Source organism: Streptococcus sp. CF4-3, assembly GCF_024295385.1.
GTDB classification, from domain to species: Bacteria; Bacillota; Bacilli; order Lactobacillales; family Streptococcaceae; genus Streptococcus; species Streptococcus infantis_I.
In genome coordinates, this window is record NZ_JANCPN010000002.1 from 68,883 (window position 1) to 87,455 (window position 18,573).

An 18,573-nucleotide genomic window follows, 5' to 3' on the forward strand; every position below is an offset into this window, starting at 1 on the left:
TTCACCTCTTGCTACCATTATATCATTTTTTACATCTTAGTATGTGTGAAAATAGAAAACTAGGATAATTTGAATACAAAAGTATTTTATGGTATAATAAGAGCAGTTCTTAGGAAGAAAGGAAAAAATATGAATAAATTTTTCAAAATGACGCTTTTCTTAACTCTACCGCTGGCATTCTTGTTGGGATGTTCAAAACAGTCATCAACAACTTCTAACTCTTCAAAAGTAGAGTCAACTGAGGTAAAAACCACTGAGGCTGAAACAAGTGAAAAGAAATCAGAGCTAAAAACTGTAACTTTTGTAAACGATTCTCAGCCTGGTGTCCAGTCAACATTGACCTATACAGTTGACGGTGATAACGTTGTGAAACAAACTGCTCACAATGTCGCTGACCCCGAAGTCCTAAACAATACTGCAGATGATTTAAAAAATCTTGTCGAAGAAACCTACAAAGGATATAAGGGCCTCAAGGGGGTAACTTTATCTGTCGAGATTAAAGATGGTAAAGTCGTACAAGATCTTGAGATTGACCTTTCAGTTGCAAGCATTGACGAACTTAGAAAAGCTTTACCAGAAGAATACTCAGGTGTTGGGAAAAACGTTAGCTTTAAAGCCTCTAAGAAAATGTTAACAGACCTTGGTTATAAGGAAAAAACGAACTAAGAGTAATAGAAAAAAACTTGGCCAACGCCAAGTTTTTTTATTCCATCTCAAAAGCTTCACTCTTTTGCTTATTTGGAAGAACAAGGGAAAGTAAAATCCCAATAATCGCTGGTACTAACCATGGTAAGGAAGCCTTAGCAAATGGTAGAGCATTCACAATGTTTGCAAGGAAGGTCACTTCAAATGAACTTCCTAAGACACTAGCTACGGCAATAGCTGTAACAAGACCCATCGTCAATTGCATGCCTGGTTTTGAAAGTGGTACAAACTTGTTCACAATCACAATCATAACAATCACAATGGTAATTGGATACAAGATAACTAGGACAGGGATAGAATATTTGATGATTGCATCAAGACCAAGGTTGGCAATTGCAAAACCAATCAAGGTAAAGACAGTCGCATAAACCTTATAGCTGAGTTGTGGGAAACGTCCGTTAAAGAACTCCGCAGTTGAAACAATCAAACCTACAGTCGTTGTGAAGCAAGTTACTGTTACCATGGCTGCTAGGAATAATTGAGCTGTTGAACCAAAGATTTCTTGGGTCGCTTGTGACAAGATATAAACCCCTGGAGTTCCACCCTTCATCGCTTCTTCTGTCATTGGGAAGTGATTTCCAAGGAAACCTAGGCCAATGTATAGGGCACTAAAGCCAAGTGCTACGACAATTCCGACTACCCAAATGGTTGAGATGTACTCTTTTTTACTCGAAAATCCAAGTTGTTTCAAGGTTTCAACCGCGATTACACTAAAGGCAACAGATGCGAGAGCATCTAGAGTATTATATCCTTCAAGGAATCCTGCTCCAAATGCTGAAGCTTGATAAGCTGCTGTAGCTACTTGTGGAGCATTCCCACCATATTTAAAGGCTCCAAGAATTACCAAGATGATAATTAAGAGGGCAAAAACTGGTGTCAAAACCCGACCGATACGATCCAAAATCTTTGAAGGACTAAGCGCGATTAAGTATGCTGCTACAAAGTAGATAAGGGTAAAGACAATCAAGCCTAGACCTTTGTCAGCATCTGCCAAGAGGGGACTAATCCCTACTGCATAAGAAGTTGTTGCAGTACGTGGAATGGCAAAAAATGGACCAATCGACAAGTACAAAACTGCTAGATAAATCGTTGCAAACCAAGGGGAAATCTTTGTAGAAATCTCATAGATATATCCCTTAGGATTTAAGGTCCCGATGATCAAGGTCAAGACCGCAAGTCCGACACCCGAAAGTACAAATCCTGCAATGGCAGGGAGAAAGCGTTCCCCAGATTGAGCACCTAGGGTAGGGGGGAAAATCAAATTACCCGCACCAAAAAATATTCCAAACAGGAGTAATCCTGTTAAAGCACCTTTTTTAGCCATAAACTCTCCTTATAAAAAATAAAATACTTTCTTAGTATAACATGATTAAAGGCTTGAAAAGGCTATCTCGGAAAAATTTTAAAATGTTTTCAATTTTCTGATTTTTAGAGAAAATAAATTCTCTTTAAAACCTTTCTTATTTTCGGTCTTAAAGGGAGATTTTCTTATTCTAAGGCATCCATGCCACCTTGGACATTGATAACCTCATATCCTTGTTCTGCTAAAAATTGACAAGCGCGTGCTGAACGCATTCCTGATTTACAAATCACGTAGTAAAGATTATCCTTATCTAGTTGTTTATAAGTATCAGCTAATTGGCTGAGAGGTAAATTACGAGCGCCTTCTAAATGAAGAGTCTCAAATTCCTCTACTTCTCTCACATCTAATACAGAAAGCGACTCTTTCTGGTATAGTTGGTAAAAATCATTAAAAGTAATTTCTTTCATTTTTCTTCTCCGAGAATTTTTTGAATTCTTTCTTTCAAGTCAGGCAAAACATCTGCTTCAAACCAAGGATTTTTTTTCATCCAGATTTGGTTCCGAGGTGACGGGTGCACCAAAGGGTAATAATCAGGCAAATAATCTTTAAATCGATGCACACGGTCTGTCACCTTGCCACTAACTTTCTCATGTAGATAGTAGGCTTGGGCATACTGACCAATCAAGAGCGTCAATTGAATATCTGACAATTCTTTCAAAAGTTTAGGGTGCCATTTTTCTGCAAAACCAGGTCTGGGAGGTAAGTCACCAGATTTCCCATGTCCTGGAAAATAGAAATCCATGGGCATAACTGCAAAGTAACCTGACTTGTAAAAAGTATCCTCATCCACACCCAACCATTCTCGCAAACGATCCCCACTTTTATCCTTCCAGTAAAGTCCTGCTTCTTGGGTTTTTAGACCAGGTGCCTGCCCAATGATATTGATACGAGCAGTTTTTGGAGCAGCAAAGAGAGGTTCGATTCCTTGCTCAGTATAGTGTTGATTTTGTGGGTCAGCCATGATGGCTTGTTTGATTCTTTCGATTTGAGACATCTACTCTCCCTCCAAAAAGAAGTCTAAGCATAACATCTCAGACATCTATAGCATTATTTGATCAATTCATAGATAGCTTCAGCGTAGATGGCTGCTGCACGGAAAAGATCATCCAAGGCGATAAATTCATTGGCTTGGTGCATGGTATCGATAGAATCTGGGAACATAGCACCATAGGCTACACCACGTTCTAAGAGACGTCCGAAAGTTCCGCCTCCGATAACTTGTTCATGCCCTTGAAGACCTGTTTGTTTTTCATAAACATTTAACAAGGTTTGGACAAGCGGATCTTCCATTGGTACATAGTGAGGTGTGTGTCCATGTTCAGAAAGGCTAACTGAAGCAACCGGCAAGGCTTCAAGAACTGACTTGATTTGCTCTGGACTTGTTCCTTTTGGATAACGGAAGTTAAGGGCAATGGTATTGTCAGCACTTGTTTCATTAAAGCGGAAGACACCAGCATTCATAGAAAGGGCACCCATCTTTTCATCCACATGAGCCACTTTCAAGTTTTTCCCTTCGTGGTCATTCAAAAGAATCTTACCAGCAATGTCAAGGAAGTCTTTTGCAGGTCCTTCAAAGGCAAATTGGCTGAGGAAGAGGGCAAGATAAGTCGCACCATTGACACCTGAAGCAGGCATAGCACCATGAGCAGATTTACCGATAATCGTAACCTTGTACTTACCGTTCTCTTCTTGAATGTCTCCTCTAAGCTTGTGCTCTGCAACAAAAGCATCTAGTTTCGCTTGCAAGTCAGCCAAGTCACCTGAAACCACTGCTGTTGCTGATTCTGGCACCATGTTTTCACGCAAACCACCTGTGAAGCTGTGAAGACGAGCTGCACCCTTGTTTTCACCAGCAAAGTGGAGGTATTCTGTGATATTTCCTTTTTCACCATTGATGATAGGGAATTCAGCATCTGGAGAGAAACCAAAGTCTGGTTTTGCTAGTCCTACATGGTCAAAATAGTAGTCCATGTCAGCCCAGCCTGATTCTTCATCAGTTCCGACAATAAAGCGAACTTTTTTAGAAGTTGGAAGGCCAAGCTCTTTAATGATTCTCAAACCATAGTAACATGCTGTAGTTGGACCCTTGTCATCTGAAGCTCCACGCGCATAGAGGCGGCCATCCTTGATAGTTGGCGTGTAAGGATCAGTATCCCAACCGCTACCAGCTGGCACGACGTCCATGTGGGCAAAGATTCCGAGAACTTCTTCCCCTTCACCAAACTCAAAATGTCCTGCATAGTTGTCGACATTTTTTGTTGGGTATCCATCACGGTCTGCGATTTCAAGGAATTTCTCCAAAGCTTTTACTGGACCAGGTCCAAATGGGTGCTCCGCATCTGCCTTACTGTCATCACGTTCTGAGTTGATTTCCAAAAGGCTAAATAAGTCAGCCAAGAGGGCTTCTTTACGTTTTTCTACTTCTGCTGTAAAATCAATAACTGTCATTTTTACTTCCTATCTTTTTTCGATAATTTCATCTACTGGCAAGCGGTAGCTTGGTTCCAACTTCTCGTCTGTGTATCCTACTGTGATCAAAAGTTCTGGACGGAAGCGTTCTTCAACTTCCAAGACTTCATTAGTTTTTGATTTATCAAAACCAAGGATAATGTTTGAACCGATTCCCTGGTCAGTCAATGCAAGGACTAAGTTCATCGCAACCAACCCTGCATTAAGGGCTAGGTAGTCACTGATTTGTTGTTCATTGTAATGCGCAAACTCTGCTGGAAGATTTTTCATAAAGTACTGAAGCTGTTCTTCTGAGAAGTTCTTTGCTCCACCAACACGGGCAATCTTGCGTGCTCGTTTAGCTAGGTCAGTATCTGTAAACAAGGCAATGGTTACAGGGGCAGATGCTACTTGCTCAAAGTTTGAACCGTAAGCCAATTTTGCTAGTTCAGCATTTTTCTCACGAACCACAACAAACTTCCAAGGCTGACTGTTGTGAGCACTCGGTGCCAAGGTTGCGATTTCAATAGCTGTTCGAACATCCTTGGGATCAACTGGTTTATCAATAAAATGCTTAGTCGCATGACGTTTTTTATTTAACTCAAGAAATTTCATAATTGATTTCCTTTTCTATTTCTACTGCTTCCATTTTACCACATTCTGAAAGAGCTTGCAGAGATTTTTCATTAGTGGCCTAAATTATCTTTTTCTTTTCTGATTTAAATTTTAGATTACAAACTCAAACTGAAAATTATAATATTTTTCTATCACTTCCATAAAAAATATATATTGGATATCTAATTGATTGTCTGGTAAGCTAGATACCATTAAGTAAAGGAGACACACATGAAAAAATTATTCTTATTATTAGCCATTAGTCCCTTGTTGGTGGCCTGTGGACAATCTAAACAGGATAGTACTTCAACTTCCACTGCTAGCCCTAAAACCATTGTCGTAGCAACTGCTGGAGACATTCCACCTTTTGATTTTGAAAAAGATGGTCATTTGACTGGATATGATGTTGAAGTTTTAAAAGCGGTCGATGAAAAACTAGATCAATACAAGATTGAATTTCAAAAAACAGCTTGGGAGAGTATCTTCCCTGGAGTTGATGCTGGTCGTTACCAAGCTGCTGCCAACAACTTGAGCTTCACCAAAGAAAGAGCCGACAAATATCTCTACTCCCTACCAATCGCAAAAAATCCTTTGGTTCTCGTGAGCAGAAAAGACAAGGCTCTTACCTCTCTTCAAGACATCGCTGGTAAAACAACCCAGGATGACACTGGAACTTCTACTGCCAAGGTTGTTACGGACTGGAATCAAAATCACTCCGACAATCCTGCCACCATCCAATACTCTGGTGAGGATGTCGCTAAACGCCTGACTGACCTCGCCAATGGTGAATTTGATTTCCTAATCTTTGACAAAATCTCTGTTCAAAAAATTATCCAAGACCGAGGATTAGACTTGAACGTAGTCGACTTGGAGAACAATGACAATCCAAACAACTACATCATCTTCTCAAGCGACGAAAAAGAATTTAAAGAACAATTTGACAAGGTTCTCAAAGAACTCTACCAAGATGGAACCCTTGAAAAACTCAGCAGGACCTACCTCGGTGGTTCTTATCTACCAGATGCATCAGAATTAAAATAAAAGGATTGGCTAGGCCAATCTTTTTTTCTAGCAAAAAATATGTCAAAAATAGTTGACATTTTATTTTCAAAAGAATATACTATAGTCAAATATATGTGACACAATCTAAAAAGGAGGAAGCATGAATCGTGTGAAAGAATTCCGCAAGGAACTGGGCATGTCCCAGCTTGAGCTCGCCAAGGATATCGGTGTCTCGAGACAAACCATCAATATGATTGAAAACGACAAGTACAATCCAACCCTGGAACTCTGTCTCAATCTCGCCCGCAGCCTCCAAACTGACCTCAACAGTCTCTTTTGGGAGGATGATTTTTAAAAAAGGAGCAAACTCATGAAAAAAGAAACCTTTACTGAAAAACTGATCAAACGCACATACGGCATTTCTGAGCCCCTTGACGAATACAAACGGCGCGAGGCCGATCGTATCGGTAACCAAGTCTTTATCATCCTCTTTTATCTGATGATTTTCGGAAATCTTATTCCACTCGTTCTAGCCTATAAATTTCCTCAACTAGTGGCTCTGGTCTATCCTCCTCTGATTTTAGTGATTGCCCTCATCGCTGCTAGCTATCTCACCTACCAAATGCAAAAAACAGGGATTACAACTATTGAACCAGATATGCTGAGTGAGAAAGAAAGTAAGCAACTACACTACCCAGGTCTTAAAGCAGGTTTGTTCTTTGGTCTATGGATGTTTTTTATAACTCCTCTTCTCAGTATACTCATAGGTGAAAGTCCGGACTATTTTAATTCTCTTCTCACTATAAGAAATGGTTTAGCAAGCATTCTCGGTTCTATCTTCTTCGGAGCAAGCATACAGTTCCTCATCTCCCGTCGCATTACAAGAGCTAAAAAAGAGCAGGATAAGGATTAGGAGAAAGCTTATGAAATCACTAGTAACGTTAATTACCTATCATCTTTTGTTCAGTTCTCTACTCGCCTTCATCATCATTTCAGGGAACTTGCCCATCTACGAAATAGTCCTTGTTCTTGTCTTTGTTCCAGCACTCAACAAAGGACTGACTTATCTAAAGATAGATTCCCAAAAAACGCGCATACTCAACTTAGCACTATGCTTTATGATTATATCCTTGCCACAACTGACGGTTATTTCAAGCGATTGGAAATATTATTTATTATTAATTATCGCTAGCCTTTCTTTTACCACTTATCTTTATTATCTCTATCAATTCGTAAAAGAAACAAAATAACATCGTTCATTTAGGAGAAATCACCCATGAAAAAAGAAGACTTAACAACTCGCTTACTTCGAAATTTCTTTCATATACATGGGCCTTTTGACGAATGCCGTCAAGAGGTTATCTACAAGGCTTGCGCCCGTTCCATGATCCAAATCTTTTACTCTTCCTTCTTTCTCTTCCTGTTCTATATCTTGTTCGGACGCTTTATCGAAATTGTTCGATTGCTTATGCCCTACCTCTATTTTGGACTCATTCTGTTCATGAGTATAAAAGCTCAAAGAGCCGTACAAGAGCTTCATCTTGAAAAGGATGACAAATCAGAAATCATCTACAAAACCTACAGCAAACGCCAAATAAAAGTTCGTAGTTGGCTGGTATTTATAAGTATTGAGATTGGCTTATTTGCTCTGTTGCTCTTTCATAAACTCTTCGTTCAACAGATGTCCCTTTCAACTTTCTTGGAAAAAATCATCCAAACAGAGATAATGATCCCCTTACTGGTCTTTGGTCTTAGTATTGGAGCAATCTTTGGGACTATGGTCTACTGCTTTTTATCACTACATAAGGAAAAGTAAGAAACTACTTGGATTATTGTTTATAAGCAGATGGACAAAAGCTCACTTTATTGCAAAAACTCAGTAAATATTTTCATGATAAAACGCATAATATCAATCTTTTTGAATTCCTGACATTATGCGTTTTATGATTTTAAAGACAGTTTGCCTCATTCCTTTTACAAAACGAAAAAGCCATTCTTTACAGATGGTTTTCTAGCAACCGAATCGGTACGCACTTTTCAAGTTGTGTACGGACAAAGTCTTATTTTAACTTGCTGTGTTGTTTTAAATGATTCCAAAACTTATTTTTTGTATGATTATATCAGAATATTTTAAAAATGAAAGGGATTTCTATGGAAAATGATGTGTTTTTTGATTATTATTTAAAATCACTTAGGTTTCATTTTGGTGATAGGTGTAAGGATATTGGATTTATAGAGTTTTTTAAAGATAAAAACAATTGTTTTATTACTATAGAGGATTATGTTTTGGAATCATTTGTAGTATTGTCAAATATTTTGAGTGAGGAGAGGATTGTGTTTTCTTGTGGAATTATTTATAGTAAGGGGGTAGTTACTGGAGTAGAAGTATGTATGAGTGTATTAGAGTTAGAAAGACTAAATAATTTGTTTAAGATATAGTTTTGAAGAATACAAAAAAGATAAGGGAAGCTGTCTAAATGAGATGTGTAGGTTGATAGTATCAATGTTTCCTAGTTTTAGAGCTGTCTTGTTTCGAATGGTTCCAAAATACTTCTCAAACTAAATATAGAATAAACCCCTAACACTTCTCCGTGCTAGGGGTTCTTTTAGTTCCTTAAATATTTCACATATTCTACTAATACGTAGATGAGGATTATTAAACAAATGATAATCTCTAACCAAACGACAAGGTTAAGGACCGGAAACTGCAGAATGCCTTGGGACATTTTCAATGAAGTTGCTGTGATGATGGTTGGAAAGGTTAGGGCTGAGAAGGCTGGTTGGAAACCTTGTTTTAAAATCCTTGGCAAGCGACTAAGGACAAAGAAAAAGAAGGTCTGTGATGCAAGGATCATAACTAGTAAAATCCAACTAGGAAGACTGTATCCTCCTACTCTCACTAATGCTGCCAAAAGAAGAGAAAATGGAGCACAATAGATTCCTTCTTGTCCCAGCAAAGCGAGCGGTAATGGATTTTTCCTTAAATCTTGATAAATTAGAGGGTAAAGGATAAGAGTTAAGATAAAACCAAAAATCCAAGCTCCATAGGCAATCCCAACAATGCCCACCACTGGGTAGGTCAAGGTTGCTACTGCTATTCCTACATAAAGAACCGTCCAAGTTGGTGTTGCACTGGCCCTTTGTTTAACCAAGGCATAGTTCTTTGTAAAGTATAAGATGAGGTAAACATCTAGAAGAAAAGCAAACCACCAGAGAATCTGTGCAACAATGCTCATGTTCGGGGGTAAAATTCGTAATAAATACGTCGATAAAATCATCCCTGCCATGGGAAAGGTTGCCATTCCTGACAAAACAGGGGCTTTCTTTAATTCTTGCTTACTTTCATGCCAGTTATTGAGGTGGCTCACCAAAAAATAAAACCATAAAATCAAGCCTGACAAACTAAAGATGTGTGATAAAAGCGGAAAAATATCCAAGATGAGATTTCCTGCTCCAGCCAATCCCAATAAGCAACCTGAAAAGGCTAAGGGGAGTTTTTTCATACCAACCTCCGAAAATGACGTTACTATCAGTATAGCATAAATAAAGCTCAGCTAGACAAGGCTTCATAAATTTTTTTGGCTATAAAACGATTGTCCCCTTTTAAAATACTCACTAACAATAATGATTAAAATAAATTCATCAAAAAAGTACCTATCACTTGATAGGTACTTTTTTGACATTTCATTCTATAGCTTGGTTAGCCTTTAAAGGTAACGATTGTTGCACCACTTCCACCTGCATTTTGCGGCGCATAACCAAAGCTCTTAACCTGCTTGTTTCTTTGGAGATATTTGGTTACTCCTTCACGGATGACTCCTGTACCGATACCATGGATGATGTCCACTTGAGCCATGTTGTTGAGTAGGGCTTGATCGATAAAGGCATCCAAGGCTTCCATAGCTTCCTCATAACGTTTGCCACGAAGGTCTAGTCGAGCCTGTGGACCTTTACCACCTGCCCGTTTGACAACGTTGACTTGTTTTTTCTTGACTGGCGCTTCTTGCTGAGCCTGAACCAAGTCAAACTCTTTTTCTTCAAGCGTCATCTTAATCAAGCCAACTTGAGCTTCCCAGCGACCATCCTTGAGTTGATTGGTCAAGGTACCTCGTTGACCATAGCTTAAAACGATGATATCATCTCCAATTTTTGGAGCTCGTTTTTTCTTAGCCTTTTGAAGGATCTTGTTTTTAGAAAGATCTACTTTTTCAGGTGCTAACTTCTTGAGTTTGGCCTTGGCTTCGATAATTTCATGTGGTTTTAGTTGAGATTTGCTGTGAAGATTTTTAAGAATATCATCACTTTCTGCCAGAGCTAAGTCAACAATCTCCGAAGCTTGCTCACGCGCCTTATTGAGTTCTGTTTCCTTCTCACGATTGAGCTCGTTGTAGAGTTTTTTAAGCGCACGGTTCATCTTGAGGTTTTCTTGCTCTACTTGGCGAATATTCTCAAGACGTTTACGGCTTTCAAGCGTCTGCTCTTCCAATTGTTCAATAATGCGATTGACATCATTGTCTTGATTAATCTGCTTGCTGGCATCGCCTACAATGACATCTGACAAGCCGAGACGTTTAGCAATCTCAAAGGCGTTGCTTCGACCAGGTACGCCTTGCATAAAGCGATAGGTCGGGCGCAAGCTAGCTGTATCAAACTCCATGCTGGCATTTTGAACATAGGCAGTTTCAATTCCGTAGGCCTTGAGTTCAGGATAATGAGTGGTTGCCATAGTCTTGACCTGACGTAAACGCAAGTCTTCTAGGATAGACATGGCAAGGGCTGCACCTTCTTGGGGGTCTGTTCCTGCTCCAAGCTCATCTAGTAACAAGAGCGAGTTTTGGTTAACCTTACCGAGAATATCAACGATATTAGTCATGTGACTAGAGAAGGTTGAAAGACTTTGTTCGATGGATTGTTCGTCTCCAATATCCGCAAAGACCTCCTCAAAAATCCCCACACGACTTCCCATATCCGCCAAAATCGGCAAACCTGACTGGGCCATCAATTGCGTCAAACCTAAGGTTTTAAGCATAATGGTCTTACCACCCGTATTGGGACCAGTGATGACGATGGCTGTTAGATCTTTACCAAAGTGTACATCATTAGCAACAGCATTTTGCACCAAGGGATGACGAACATGAAGGAGTTGAATCTCCTGTCCTTCAGAGACTTGTGGCACTACTGCTCCTGTCTCTTGGATAAAGCGAACCTTAGCCCGAATTAAGTCCAAATGCCCAATAATCCATGCATCATTTGCGATTTCAGCTGCATGCGGTCTTACTCGTTCAGAGAGTTCCTGAAGGATACGCATCATCTCATAGCGTTCATCTGCACGAAGACTGGCGATTTCTTCGCTCAGCTTGACTACTTCACGCGGTTCGATATAGACAGTGTTCCCGCTGGCAGAAATATCATGAACCACACCAGCAATCTTATTACGATAGGTGTTTTTGACAGGAAGAACCTGGCGACCATTTCTGCTAGCGATGATACCTTCAGTCAACATCTGAGCCTTTTGTTTGAGAAGATCCTGCAAGACGTCACGAACTTGGCTCTCGCTATCATGGATTTTACGACGGATTCGTGCTAGTTCTTCACTAGCAAAATTCTCAATAAATCCAGCTTCATTGATGGCTTGGAGATTGCCCTGCAGATGTGGGAAGTCGTGAAGTTTCTCAAACCAATTTGCCAAGTGGTCCAAGTGTACATTTTCAAGATTATCATAGAAATTTTTCAGTTCACGGCTGGCAAATATGACACGTTTGAGAAGGAGAAATTCCTCTATGTTGAGATCAGCACCCATCTCCAAACGTTTGCAGGTAGCCGCAATATCTTTTGTTGCCGAAATGCTGAAATGAGGATGCTCAACAAAGAGTTCTTGCATCTCCTTCATTTCTGCAAAGGCCTGTCTAATTTTATCAGCTTTATCTGTTGGGACTAGCTCTTTTAACTGTTCTAGTCCTTGTTCCGTCAAAAGATGAGGTTCAAATAAAGCCTTGACCTTGTTAAATTCTAACGTTTCTAGTATTTTAGTATTCATCTTATTTCCTTAGTATTAAAGTTATGGCTTTTCTTATTTTCAACTCTTTAAATCAATCTCTTACTTTTCGAAATTGTAAACAAAAGGCTAGGAATAGTTCCCGCCCTTTTTATCCGATTAATTTAGTTACCCAAAGCTGTTTAATAAAATTAGTTGTGAATGGAATGCTTTGGATGATATGTCTAGCTACAAAGCTATTTTCAAGTGAATTTTGAACAATTTGTAATGGCACAGTCGCGAGAATCGTTAGCATCATCTGGAGGACAAACAAGGTCACACCGATTGATAGCACACCCGCACCGATACGATAGTATTTCCCATCAAGTATCTTACTTGGTACTAGGTTTAGAAAAAGACCAAGCAAACGGCCGATGCAGTAAAAAATCGTAAAGGCCAAGAGGAAGCCGACACCTGCATAAAAAACCTTATCTAGATGGAAAAGTTGATTGGATGGGAAAAAGAAAGTTCCCTGTCCTTCCTGCGGATTAGCATAAGGAATTAATAAATTGAACTTCTGCCCTAAAGCTAGGTAATATTTGCTTGCAAAATAAGCAGAGACAATCGTTGCTACAAGATAATATGCTTGCAAAATAATTCCTCTGCGGTAGCCAATATAAAAGCTCCAAGCAAGGATTAATAAGAGTAGAATGGAAATCATAGGGAATCCTCAATCTTACTCTGCTCTTGTTTAGCCGCAACCACTTTATAACGGAGCGATTCTAACTCTTGCTCCTTATCATCAAATTCAATCTCACGGCTGAGCTGTGTTGACAAGCAGTTAACCGCTAAGAGAATAGCTACTGTCTCATCATCAGCTCCAGGCATTTGTTCTTTGATTGCTTCATACTTTTCCGTCGCAACTTTAGCAATCTCCTCCATGAAAAGATTGTCATGTTCAGTTGTCAGCGTTAATGTTTTTTTCCCAAATGTAAACTTGAATCGATTTAAATTTGCCATAAAATTCACCTCAAGATATTATACCAAATTTCACTTAGTTTGTCAGTTTTTACCAATTCTAGCGCTTTTATGGTACAATAGAGACTATGGCAAGTATCACATTAACTCCGAGTGAAAAGGAAATTCAGGCTTTTATTCAAAAGCATGAACATGCACTCACTCCTAGTAAAAATCCCTATATTCGCTACTTTTTAAAACTTCCTCAAGCCAGTGTTTCCGTCTATACATCTGGGAAAGTCCTCTTGCAAGGAGAAGCCGCTGAAAGCTATGCTAGCTTTTTTGGTTATCAAGTAGCACAAGTAGTTAGCGGGCAAAATTTCCCCTTGATTGGAACAGATGAGGTTGGAAATGGTTCCTACTTCGGTGGTCTGGCTGTAGTGGCGTCATTTGTAACTCCTGATCAGCATGACTTTTTACGAAGACTCGGGGTTGGAGATTCTAAAACACTAACTGACCAAAAGATTCGTCAGCTTGCTCCCCTTCTTAAGGAGAAGATTCAACATCAAGCACTCCTTCTTTCGCCAAGTAAGTATAACGAAGTCATTGGAGAACGCTACAATGCTGTTTCTGTCAAGGTAGCTCTTCACAATCAAGCAATCTTTCTCCTCCTTCAAAAGGGAGTTGAGCCTGAAAAAATTGTTATTGACGCCTTTACCAGCTCACAAAATTATGAAAAGTACCTAAAAAATGAAGCCAATCATTTTCCTAATCCAGTCACGCTAGAGGAAAAAGCTGAGGGCAAGTACTTGGCTGTTGCAGTTAGCTCCATCATTGCGCGTGATCTCTTCCTAGAAAATCTTGAAAACCTAGGACGAGAGCTAGGCTATCAACTTCCAAGTGGTGCTGGAACTGCTTCTGACAAGGTAGCTAGCCAAATCCTTCAAGCATATGGAATGAAAGGGCTCGGCTTCTGTGCAAAGCTGCATTTTAAAAACACTGAAAAAGCTAAGCAACTTCTAGAAAGGTAAAAGTATGAATTATTTTAAAATATTTTTAAAAGAGTGGGGAATTTTCTTCCTGATTATTGCATTAATAGGTCTCAGCCGTCTCTTTCTCTGGAGCAATGTTCGTGTAGAAGGACACTCTATGGACCCTACTCTAGCTGATGGAGAAATTCTCTTCGTTGTCAAACATCTCCCTATCGATCGCTTTGATATAGTTGTCGCTCATGAGGATGAAGGGAATAAAGATATCGTGAAGCGAGTCATCGGATTGCCAGGTGATACCATCCGTTACGAAAATGATAAGCTCTACATCAATAATCAAGAAACCGATGAGCCTTACCTAGCAGATTATCTCAAACGCTTTAAAGAGGATAAACTCCAATCAACCTATACCGGAGATAGCTGGGATGGGAAAAAAGGCGAGTACTTCAGAAGTCTTGCTGAAAAAGCTGATGCCTTTACCTTAGATGTTAACTTCAATACTAGCTTTACCTTCACTGTTCCAGAGGGACAATACCTCCTACTTGGTGATGACCGTCTGGTATCTAGTGACAGTCGACATGTTGGTACTTTTAAAGCAAAAGATATTATTGGAGAGGCGAAATTCCGTTTCTGGCCACTCAAACGTATCGGAACATTTTAAGAACACTAAGAGGCCGAGAAATATAAATCTCAGCCTCTTCTCATTCTATTCTGAATGATAGATTGCATTCAGGAATGTAAAGGAATTATATGGAAGTCTTTTTTACAGGTACGATTGAACGTATTATTTTTGAAAATGTCAGCAACTTTTACCGTATTCTCCTTTTAGATATAGAGGATACCAATGCTGAGGACTTTGATGATTTCGAAATCATTGTTACAGGGACCATGGCTGATGTTATCGAGGGAGAAGAATACACTTTCTGGGGGCAGATTGTCCAACACTCAAAATATGGTGAACAGTTACAAATCACTCGCTACGAGAGAGCAAAACCGACTAGTAAGGGATTGGTCAAGTATTTCTCTAGTAGTCATTTCAAAGGGATTGGTCTCAAAACTGCCCAAAAGATTGTGGAACTCTATGGGGAAAATACTATCGATGAAATCCTAGAACATCCTGAAAAACTTGAGACTATCTCAGGGCTGTCTTCTAAAAGTCGTGAGGCCTTTGTATCTACACTCCGTCTCAACTACGGTACAGAAATGGTCTTGGCCAAACTTGCCAACTACGGAATCCCTAATAAATTAGCTATTCAAATTCAGGATACCTACAAAGAGGAAACTATCGATATCGTTGAAAATTATCCCTACCAGTTGGTAGAAGATATCAAGGGTTTGGGTTTTACCATCGCTGACCAATTGGCGCAAGAATTGGGCATTGAAAGTCAGGCACCTGAACGTTTCCGAGCAGGTCTCATTCATAGCCTTTTAAACGCTTGTATGGAAAGTGGGGATACTTATGTTGAAGCTAGAGACTTATTAGAAAAGACTCTAAATCTACTGGAATCCTCACGTCCTGTAGAACTGGAACCAAGTCAACTTGCTCAAGAATTATCCAATCTCATTGAAGAAGAAAAAGTCCAACAAGTTGACACGAAAATCTTTGATAACAGTCTCTTTTTTGCAGAAGAAGGGATTCACAATCACCTCATTCGTATCCTTGAAAAAGAAGAAACTGATAAACAAGAAACTGAAATCATCCAGGAGCAGATCGCAATTGTTGAGGAAGAATTAGGTATCCAATACGATGCCATTCAAAAACAGGCAATCTGCGATGCTATCCAAAACAAGGTCTTTATCCTGACTGGCGGACCTGGTACTGGGAAAACCACTGTTATCAATGGAATTATTGCCGTCTATGCTCTATTAGAAGGACTGGACCTTCGAAAGAAAAGTAATCTACCGATTCTCCTTGCTGCTCCAACTGGTCGTGCGGCTCGTCGCATGAATGAACTAACAGGCTTGCCGAGTGCAACGATTCACCGCCACTTGGGTATGACTGGTGACGACGACACAAGCCATTTAGAAGATTATCTAGATGCTGACTTTATCATCGTAGACGAGTTCTCTATGGTAGATACTTGGCTAGCCAATCAACTCTTCTCAAATATTTCCTCTACTAGTAAAATTCTCATCGTTGGAGATAGTGATCAGTTGCCTTCGGTTAGCCCAGGTCAAGTTCTGGCTGACTTACTCCAGATTCCAAGTATTCCGCAAACACGCTTGGAAAGAATCTACCGCCAGAGCGAAGAATCAACCATTGTCACACTTGCGAGTCAGATTCGTCAGGGAATCTTACCTGCAGATTTCACTCAGAAAAAAGCAGACCGTTCCTACTTTGAAATCGCTAGTAACCAGATCCCAGCGACCATTGAAAAAATCCTAGACGCTGCCATCAGAAGTGGCATCCCTGCTCGAGATATCCAAGTTCTGGCTCCTATGTATCGTGGTGCAGCAGGAATCGATGCCATCAATCAACTCATGCAAGAACTGCTCAATCCTCTTCAAAAGGGACAGATTAGTTTTGAAGCAAGTCAGTTTCAGTATCGTAGTGGAGATAAGGTCATTCATTTGGTTAACGATGCAGAAGTCAACGTTTTTAACGGAGACCTAGGCTACATCACGGACCTCATTCCTGCTAAATACACTGAATCTAAACAAGATGAAATGATGATTGATTTTGATGGGAACGAGGTTTCCTATCCTCGAAATGAATGGTACAAGATTCGTCTTGCTTATGCCATGAGTATCCATAAATCTCAAGGGAGTGAATTCCCAGTTGTGTTTCTTCCCATCACCAGTGCTAGCAAGCGTATGCTGGAACGTAACCTTATCTACACTGCTATTACTCGGGCTAAAAGCAAACTCATTCTACTCGGTGAACTTCAAGCCTTTGATTATGCGACTAAACATATCGGAACAGCTCGAAAAACCTATCTGATTGAACGTTTCAGCGACTTAACTGAAAGCTCTGAGGAACTAAACGAGCCTATTCTCGAACCCACAAATCAGACTAACCCTCATCAATCTTATAGACTAACTGAAGATAACTGGACTAGTATCCCAGCCATGATTGGGATTAGCCAAGATGACCTTGATGAGTTTTTCGGAAAATAAAGCACCAAAAAAACCACCGAATCCGGTGGTTTTTTATCTTTTCAGATTATTTTACTGTTGCAGTGCTTGTGATCAATTCAACAGCTTTTTTGATTGTGATATCGTGTTTCAACATATCTGCTGAAAGCAAGCTTTGTACTTGGGCAACTTCCATGTTGTAATCTGCAGCCAATTGCTCGATTTCTTTTTGGATTTCTTCTTCAGTAGCGTCAAATCCTTCAGCTTTCGCAACTGCTTCGATAACAAGGTTAGTCTTAGTGCGTGACTCAGCTTCTGCTTCGTATTGTTTGTGAAGGTCTTCTTGAGTAGTTCCAGTGATTTGGAAGTACATGTCAGGGTTGATACCTTGACGTTGCAAGTTTCCAAGGAACTCATTTACTGAGCGGTGAACTTCTTCGTGGATCATTTCTTCTGGAAGTTCTACGATTTCAGCGTTTTCAACTGCTTTATCGATTGCTGCACCTTCAACGGCATCATTGTAAGCTTCTTCTTTAGCAGCAGCTAATTCTTTGCGGTATTTTTCTTTCAATTCGTCAAGAGTTTCAACTTCTTCGTCGATATCTTTTGCAAGTTCATCGTCAAGAGCTGGAACTTCTTTAGCTTTAACTTCGTGGATAGTTGTTACGAATTTAGCTTCTTTACCTGCAAGGTCTTCTGCTTGGTAGTCTTCTGGGAATGTTACGATAACATCAACAGTTTCACCAGCTGAATGTCCAACTAATTGGTCTTCGAAACCAGGGATGAATTGACCTGAACCAAGTCCAAGTGAGAAGTTTTCACCTTTTCCACCGTCAAATTCAACACCGTCGATAGAACCAACAAAGTCGATAACAACAGTATCGCCGTTTTCAGCAGCACCTTCTTTGATCACCAATTCAGCCAAGTTGTTGCGTTCACGTTCGATACGCTCTTCAACATCAGCGTCAGTTACTTCTTTATCTACATCAACTGATACTTCAAGGTTTTTGTATTCACCCAATTTAACTTCAGGTTTTGTAACAACTTCTGCAGTGATAACCCAGTCTTGACCTTTTTCCATAGAAGTTACGTCAATTTTTGGTTGAGCAACTACTTCAAGACCAGCTTCTTTAACAGCTGCTTCATAAGCGTCTGGTAAAAGAGCGTTCATTGCATCTTGGTAAAGTGCTTCTTCACCAAATTTTTGGTCGAAGATAGGACGTGGAAGGTGACCTTTACGGAAACCTGGAACGTTAAGAGTTTTCTTTACTGAGTTAAATACACGGTCCAATTCTGGTTTGATTTGGTCTTGAGAGATAGTGAAAGTCAAGACACCACGGTTTGTTTCTTTGTTTTCAAATGATACAGACATTCTGTCATTTCTCCTTAAAATTTTTAATACAGTCCATTATACCACATAGTAGCGAACTTTTTCAAGTAATGGA

Annotated in this window: 20 protein-coding genes; 10 read left to right on the forward strand and 10 right to left on the reverse strand. The window is 39.8% G+C overall.

The window, feature by feature from the left end; all coding sequences use genetic code 11:
• Positions 1-129: 129 nt before the first annotated feature.
• A complete protein-coding gene (locus NML75_RS01810; RefSeq protein ID WP_004252101.1) occupies positions 130-666 on the forward strand; it encodes a DUF1307 domain-containing protein in 537 nt (178 codons plus the stop codon).
• Positions 667-703: 37 nt separating this feature from the next.
• On the opposite strand, the gene brnQ is transcribed toward NML75_RS01810, so the two are convergent.
• From brnQ to NML75_RS01835, 5 genes are all read right to left on the reverse strand, one after another.
• A complete protein-coding gene (brnQ, locus tag NML75_RS01815; RefSeq protein WP_254733588.1) occupies positions 704-2,029 on the reverse strand; it encodes a branched-chain amino acid transport system II carrier protein in 1,326 nt (441 codons plus the stop codon).
• Positions 2,030-2,193: 164 nt separating this feature from the next.
• On the reverse strand, positions 2,194-2,475 hold the full coding sequence (locus tag NML75_RS01820; protein ID WP_006152169.1) for a rhodanese-like domain-containing protein: 282 nt from the start codon (positions 2,473-2,475) through the stop codon (positions 2,194-2,196).
• Entirely contained in the window at positions 2,472-3,062 is a 591-nt protein-coding gene (locus tag NML75_RS01825; protein WP_254733589.1) for a uracil-DNA glycosylase family protein, read from the reverse strand. Before NML75_RS01825 ends, NML75_RS01820 begins: the two co-directional genes overlap by 4 nt.
• A 53-nt stretch (positions 3,063-3,115) precedes the next feature.
• Entirely contained in the window at positions 3,116-4,516 is a 1,401-nt protein-coding gene (gene pepV, locus NML75_RS01830) for a dipeptidase PepV (protein WP_254733590.1), read from the reverse strand.
• 9 nt (positions 4,517-4,525) lie between these two features.
• Positions 4,526-5,131: a nitroreductase family protein gene (locus NML75_RS01835; RefSeq protein ID WP_254733591.1), complete on the reverse strand. Its 606-nt coding sequence runs from the start codon at positions 5,129-5,131 to the stop codon at positions 4,526-4,528.
• Between the two features lie 231 nt (positions 5,132-5,362).
• On the opposite strand from NML75_RS01835, the gene NML75_RS01840 reads away from it, so the two are divergent.
• The 6 genes from NML75_RS01840 to NML75_RS01865 all read left to right on the forward strand — a co-directional run bounded on the left by NML75_RS01840 (position 5,363) and on the right by NML75_RS01865 (position 8,572).
• A complete protein-coding gene (locus tag NML75_RS01840) occupies positions 5,363-6,172 on the forward strand; it encodes an amino acid ABC transporter substrate-binding protein (RefSeq protein ID WP_254733592.1) in 810 nt (269 codons plus the stop codon).
• Positions 6,173-6,293: 121 nt separating this feature from the next.
• Positions 6,294-6,488: a helix-turn-helix transcriptional regulator gene (locus NML75_RS01845; RefSeq protein WP_001082478.1), complete on the forward strand. Its 195-nt coding sequence runs from the start codon at positions 6,294-6,296 to the stop codon at positions 6,486-6,488.
• Between the two features lie 15 nt (positions 6,489-6,503).
• Positions 6,504-7,046 (forward strand): DUF3278 domain-containing protein, encoded by a 543-nt coding sequence (locus NML75_RS01850; protein WP_004252080.1) that lies wholly within the window; start codon positions 6,504-6,506, stop codon positions 7,044-7,046.
• 10 nt (positions 7,047-7,056) lie between these two features.
• Positions 7,057-7,383: a hypothetical protein gene (locus NML75_RS01855; RefSeq protein ID WP_025170547.1), complete on the forward strand. Its 327-nt coding sequence runs from the start codon at positions 7,057-7,059 to the stop codon at positions 7,381-7,383.
• Between the two features lie 26 nt (positions 7,384-7,409).
• Positions 7,410-7,949 carry a DUF3278 domain-containing protein gene (locus NML75_RS01860; RefSeq protein WP_004252078.1) on the forward strand — a complete coding sequence of 180 codons (540 nt, stop codon included), beginning with the start codon at positions 7,410-7,412 and terminating at the stop codon, positions 7,947-7,949.
• 320 nt (positions 7,950-8,269) lie between these two features.
• Positions 8,270-8,572 carry a hypothetical protein gene (locus tag NML75_RS01865; RefSeq protein ID WP_247921830.1) on the forward strand — a complete coding sequence of 101 codons (303 nt, stop codon included), beginning with the start codon at positions 8,270-8,272 and terminating at the stop codon, positions 8,570-8,572.
• Positions 8,573-8,739: 167 nt separating this feature from the next.
• Here NML75_RS01865 and NML75_RS01870 read toward each other — a convergent pair whose 3' ends face one another.
• The 4 genes from NML75_RS01870 to zapA all read right to left on the reverse strand — a co-directional run bounded on the left by NML75_RS01870 (position 8,740) and on the right by zapA (position 13,127).
• The gene (locus tag NML75_RS01870; protein ID WP_254733593.1) at positions 8,740-9,636 is read right to left on the reverse strand and encodes a TDT family transporter; all 897 of its coding nucleotides are present in this window, start codon (positions 9,634-9,636) and stop codon (positions 8,740-8,742) included.
• A gap of 197 nt (positions 9,637-9,833) precedes the next feature.
• Positions 9,834-12,170: an endonuclease MutS2 gene (locus NML75_RS01875; RefSeq protein WP_254733594.1), complete on the reverse strand. Its 2,337-nt coding sequence runs from the start codon at positions 12,168-12,170 to the stop codon at positions 9,834-9,836.
• 109 nt (positions 12,171-12,279) lie between these two features.
• Positions 12,280-12,828, reverse strand: a complete 549-nt coding sequence (locus NML75_RS01880; protein WP_254733595.1) for a CvpA family protein — start codon at positions 12,826-12,828, stop codon at positions 12,280-12,282.
• Positions 12,825-13,127, reverse strand: a complete 303-nt coding sequence (zapA, locus tag NML75_RS01885) for a cell division protein ZapA (RefSeq protein ID WP_004252047.1) — start codon at positions 13,125-13,127, stop codon at positions 12,825-12,827. The genes NML75_RS01880 and zapA overlap by 4 nt, the downstream gene beginning before the upstream one ends.
• A gap of 86 nt (positions 13,128-13,213) precedes the next feature.
• Here zapA and rnhC point away from each other — a divergent pair, with 86 nt between their 5' ends.
• The 3 genes from rnhC (at position 13,214) to recD2 (ending at position 17,170) form a co-directional block, all read left to right on the forward strand.
• Positions 13,214-14,095 (forward strand): ribonuclease HIII, encoded by an 882-nt coding sequence (gene rnhC, locus NML75_RS01890; protein ID WP_254733596.1) that lies wholly within the window; start codon positions 13,214-13,216, stop codon positions 14,093-14,095.
• Positions 14,096-14,099: 4 nt separating this feature from the next.
• Positions 14,100-14,714 (forward strand): signal peptidase I, encoded by a 615-nt coding sequence (lepB, locus tag NML75_RS01895; protein WP_223333567.1) that lies wholly within the window; start codon positions 14,100-14,102, stop codon positions 14,712-14,714.
• Between the two features lie 89 nt (positions 14,715-14,803).
• A complete protein-coding gene (recD2, locus tag NML75_RS01900) occupies positions 14,804-17,170 on the forward strand; it encodes an SF1B family DNA helicase RecD2 (protein ID WP_254733597.1) in 2,367 nt (788 codons plus the stop codon).
• A 46-nt stretch (positions 17,171-17,216) separates the two neighbouring features.
• Here recD2 and tig read toward each other — a convergent pair whose 3' ends face one another.
• Positions 17,217-18,500, reverse strand: a complete 1,284-nt coding sequence (gene tig, locus NML75_RS01905) for a trigger factor (protein WP_247912737.1) — start codon at positions 18,498-18,500, stop codon at positions 17,217-17,219.
• Positions 18,501-18,573 lie beyond the last annotated feature (73 nt).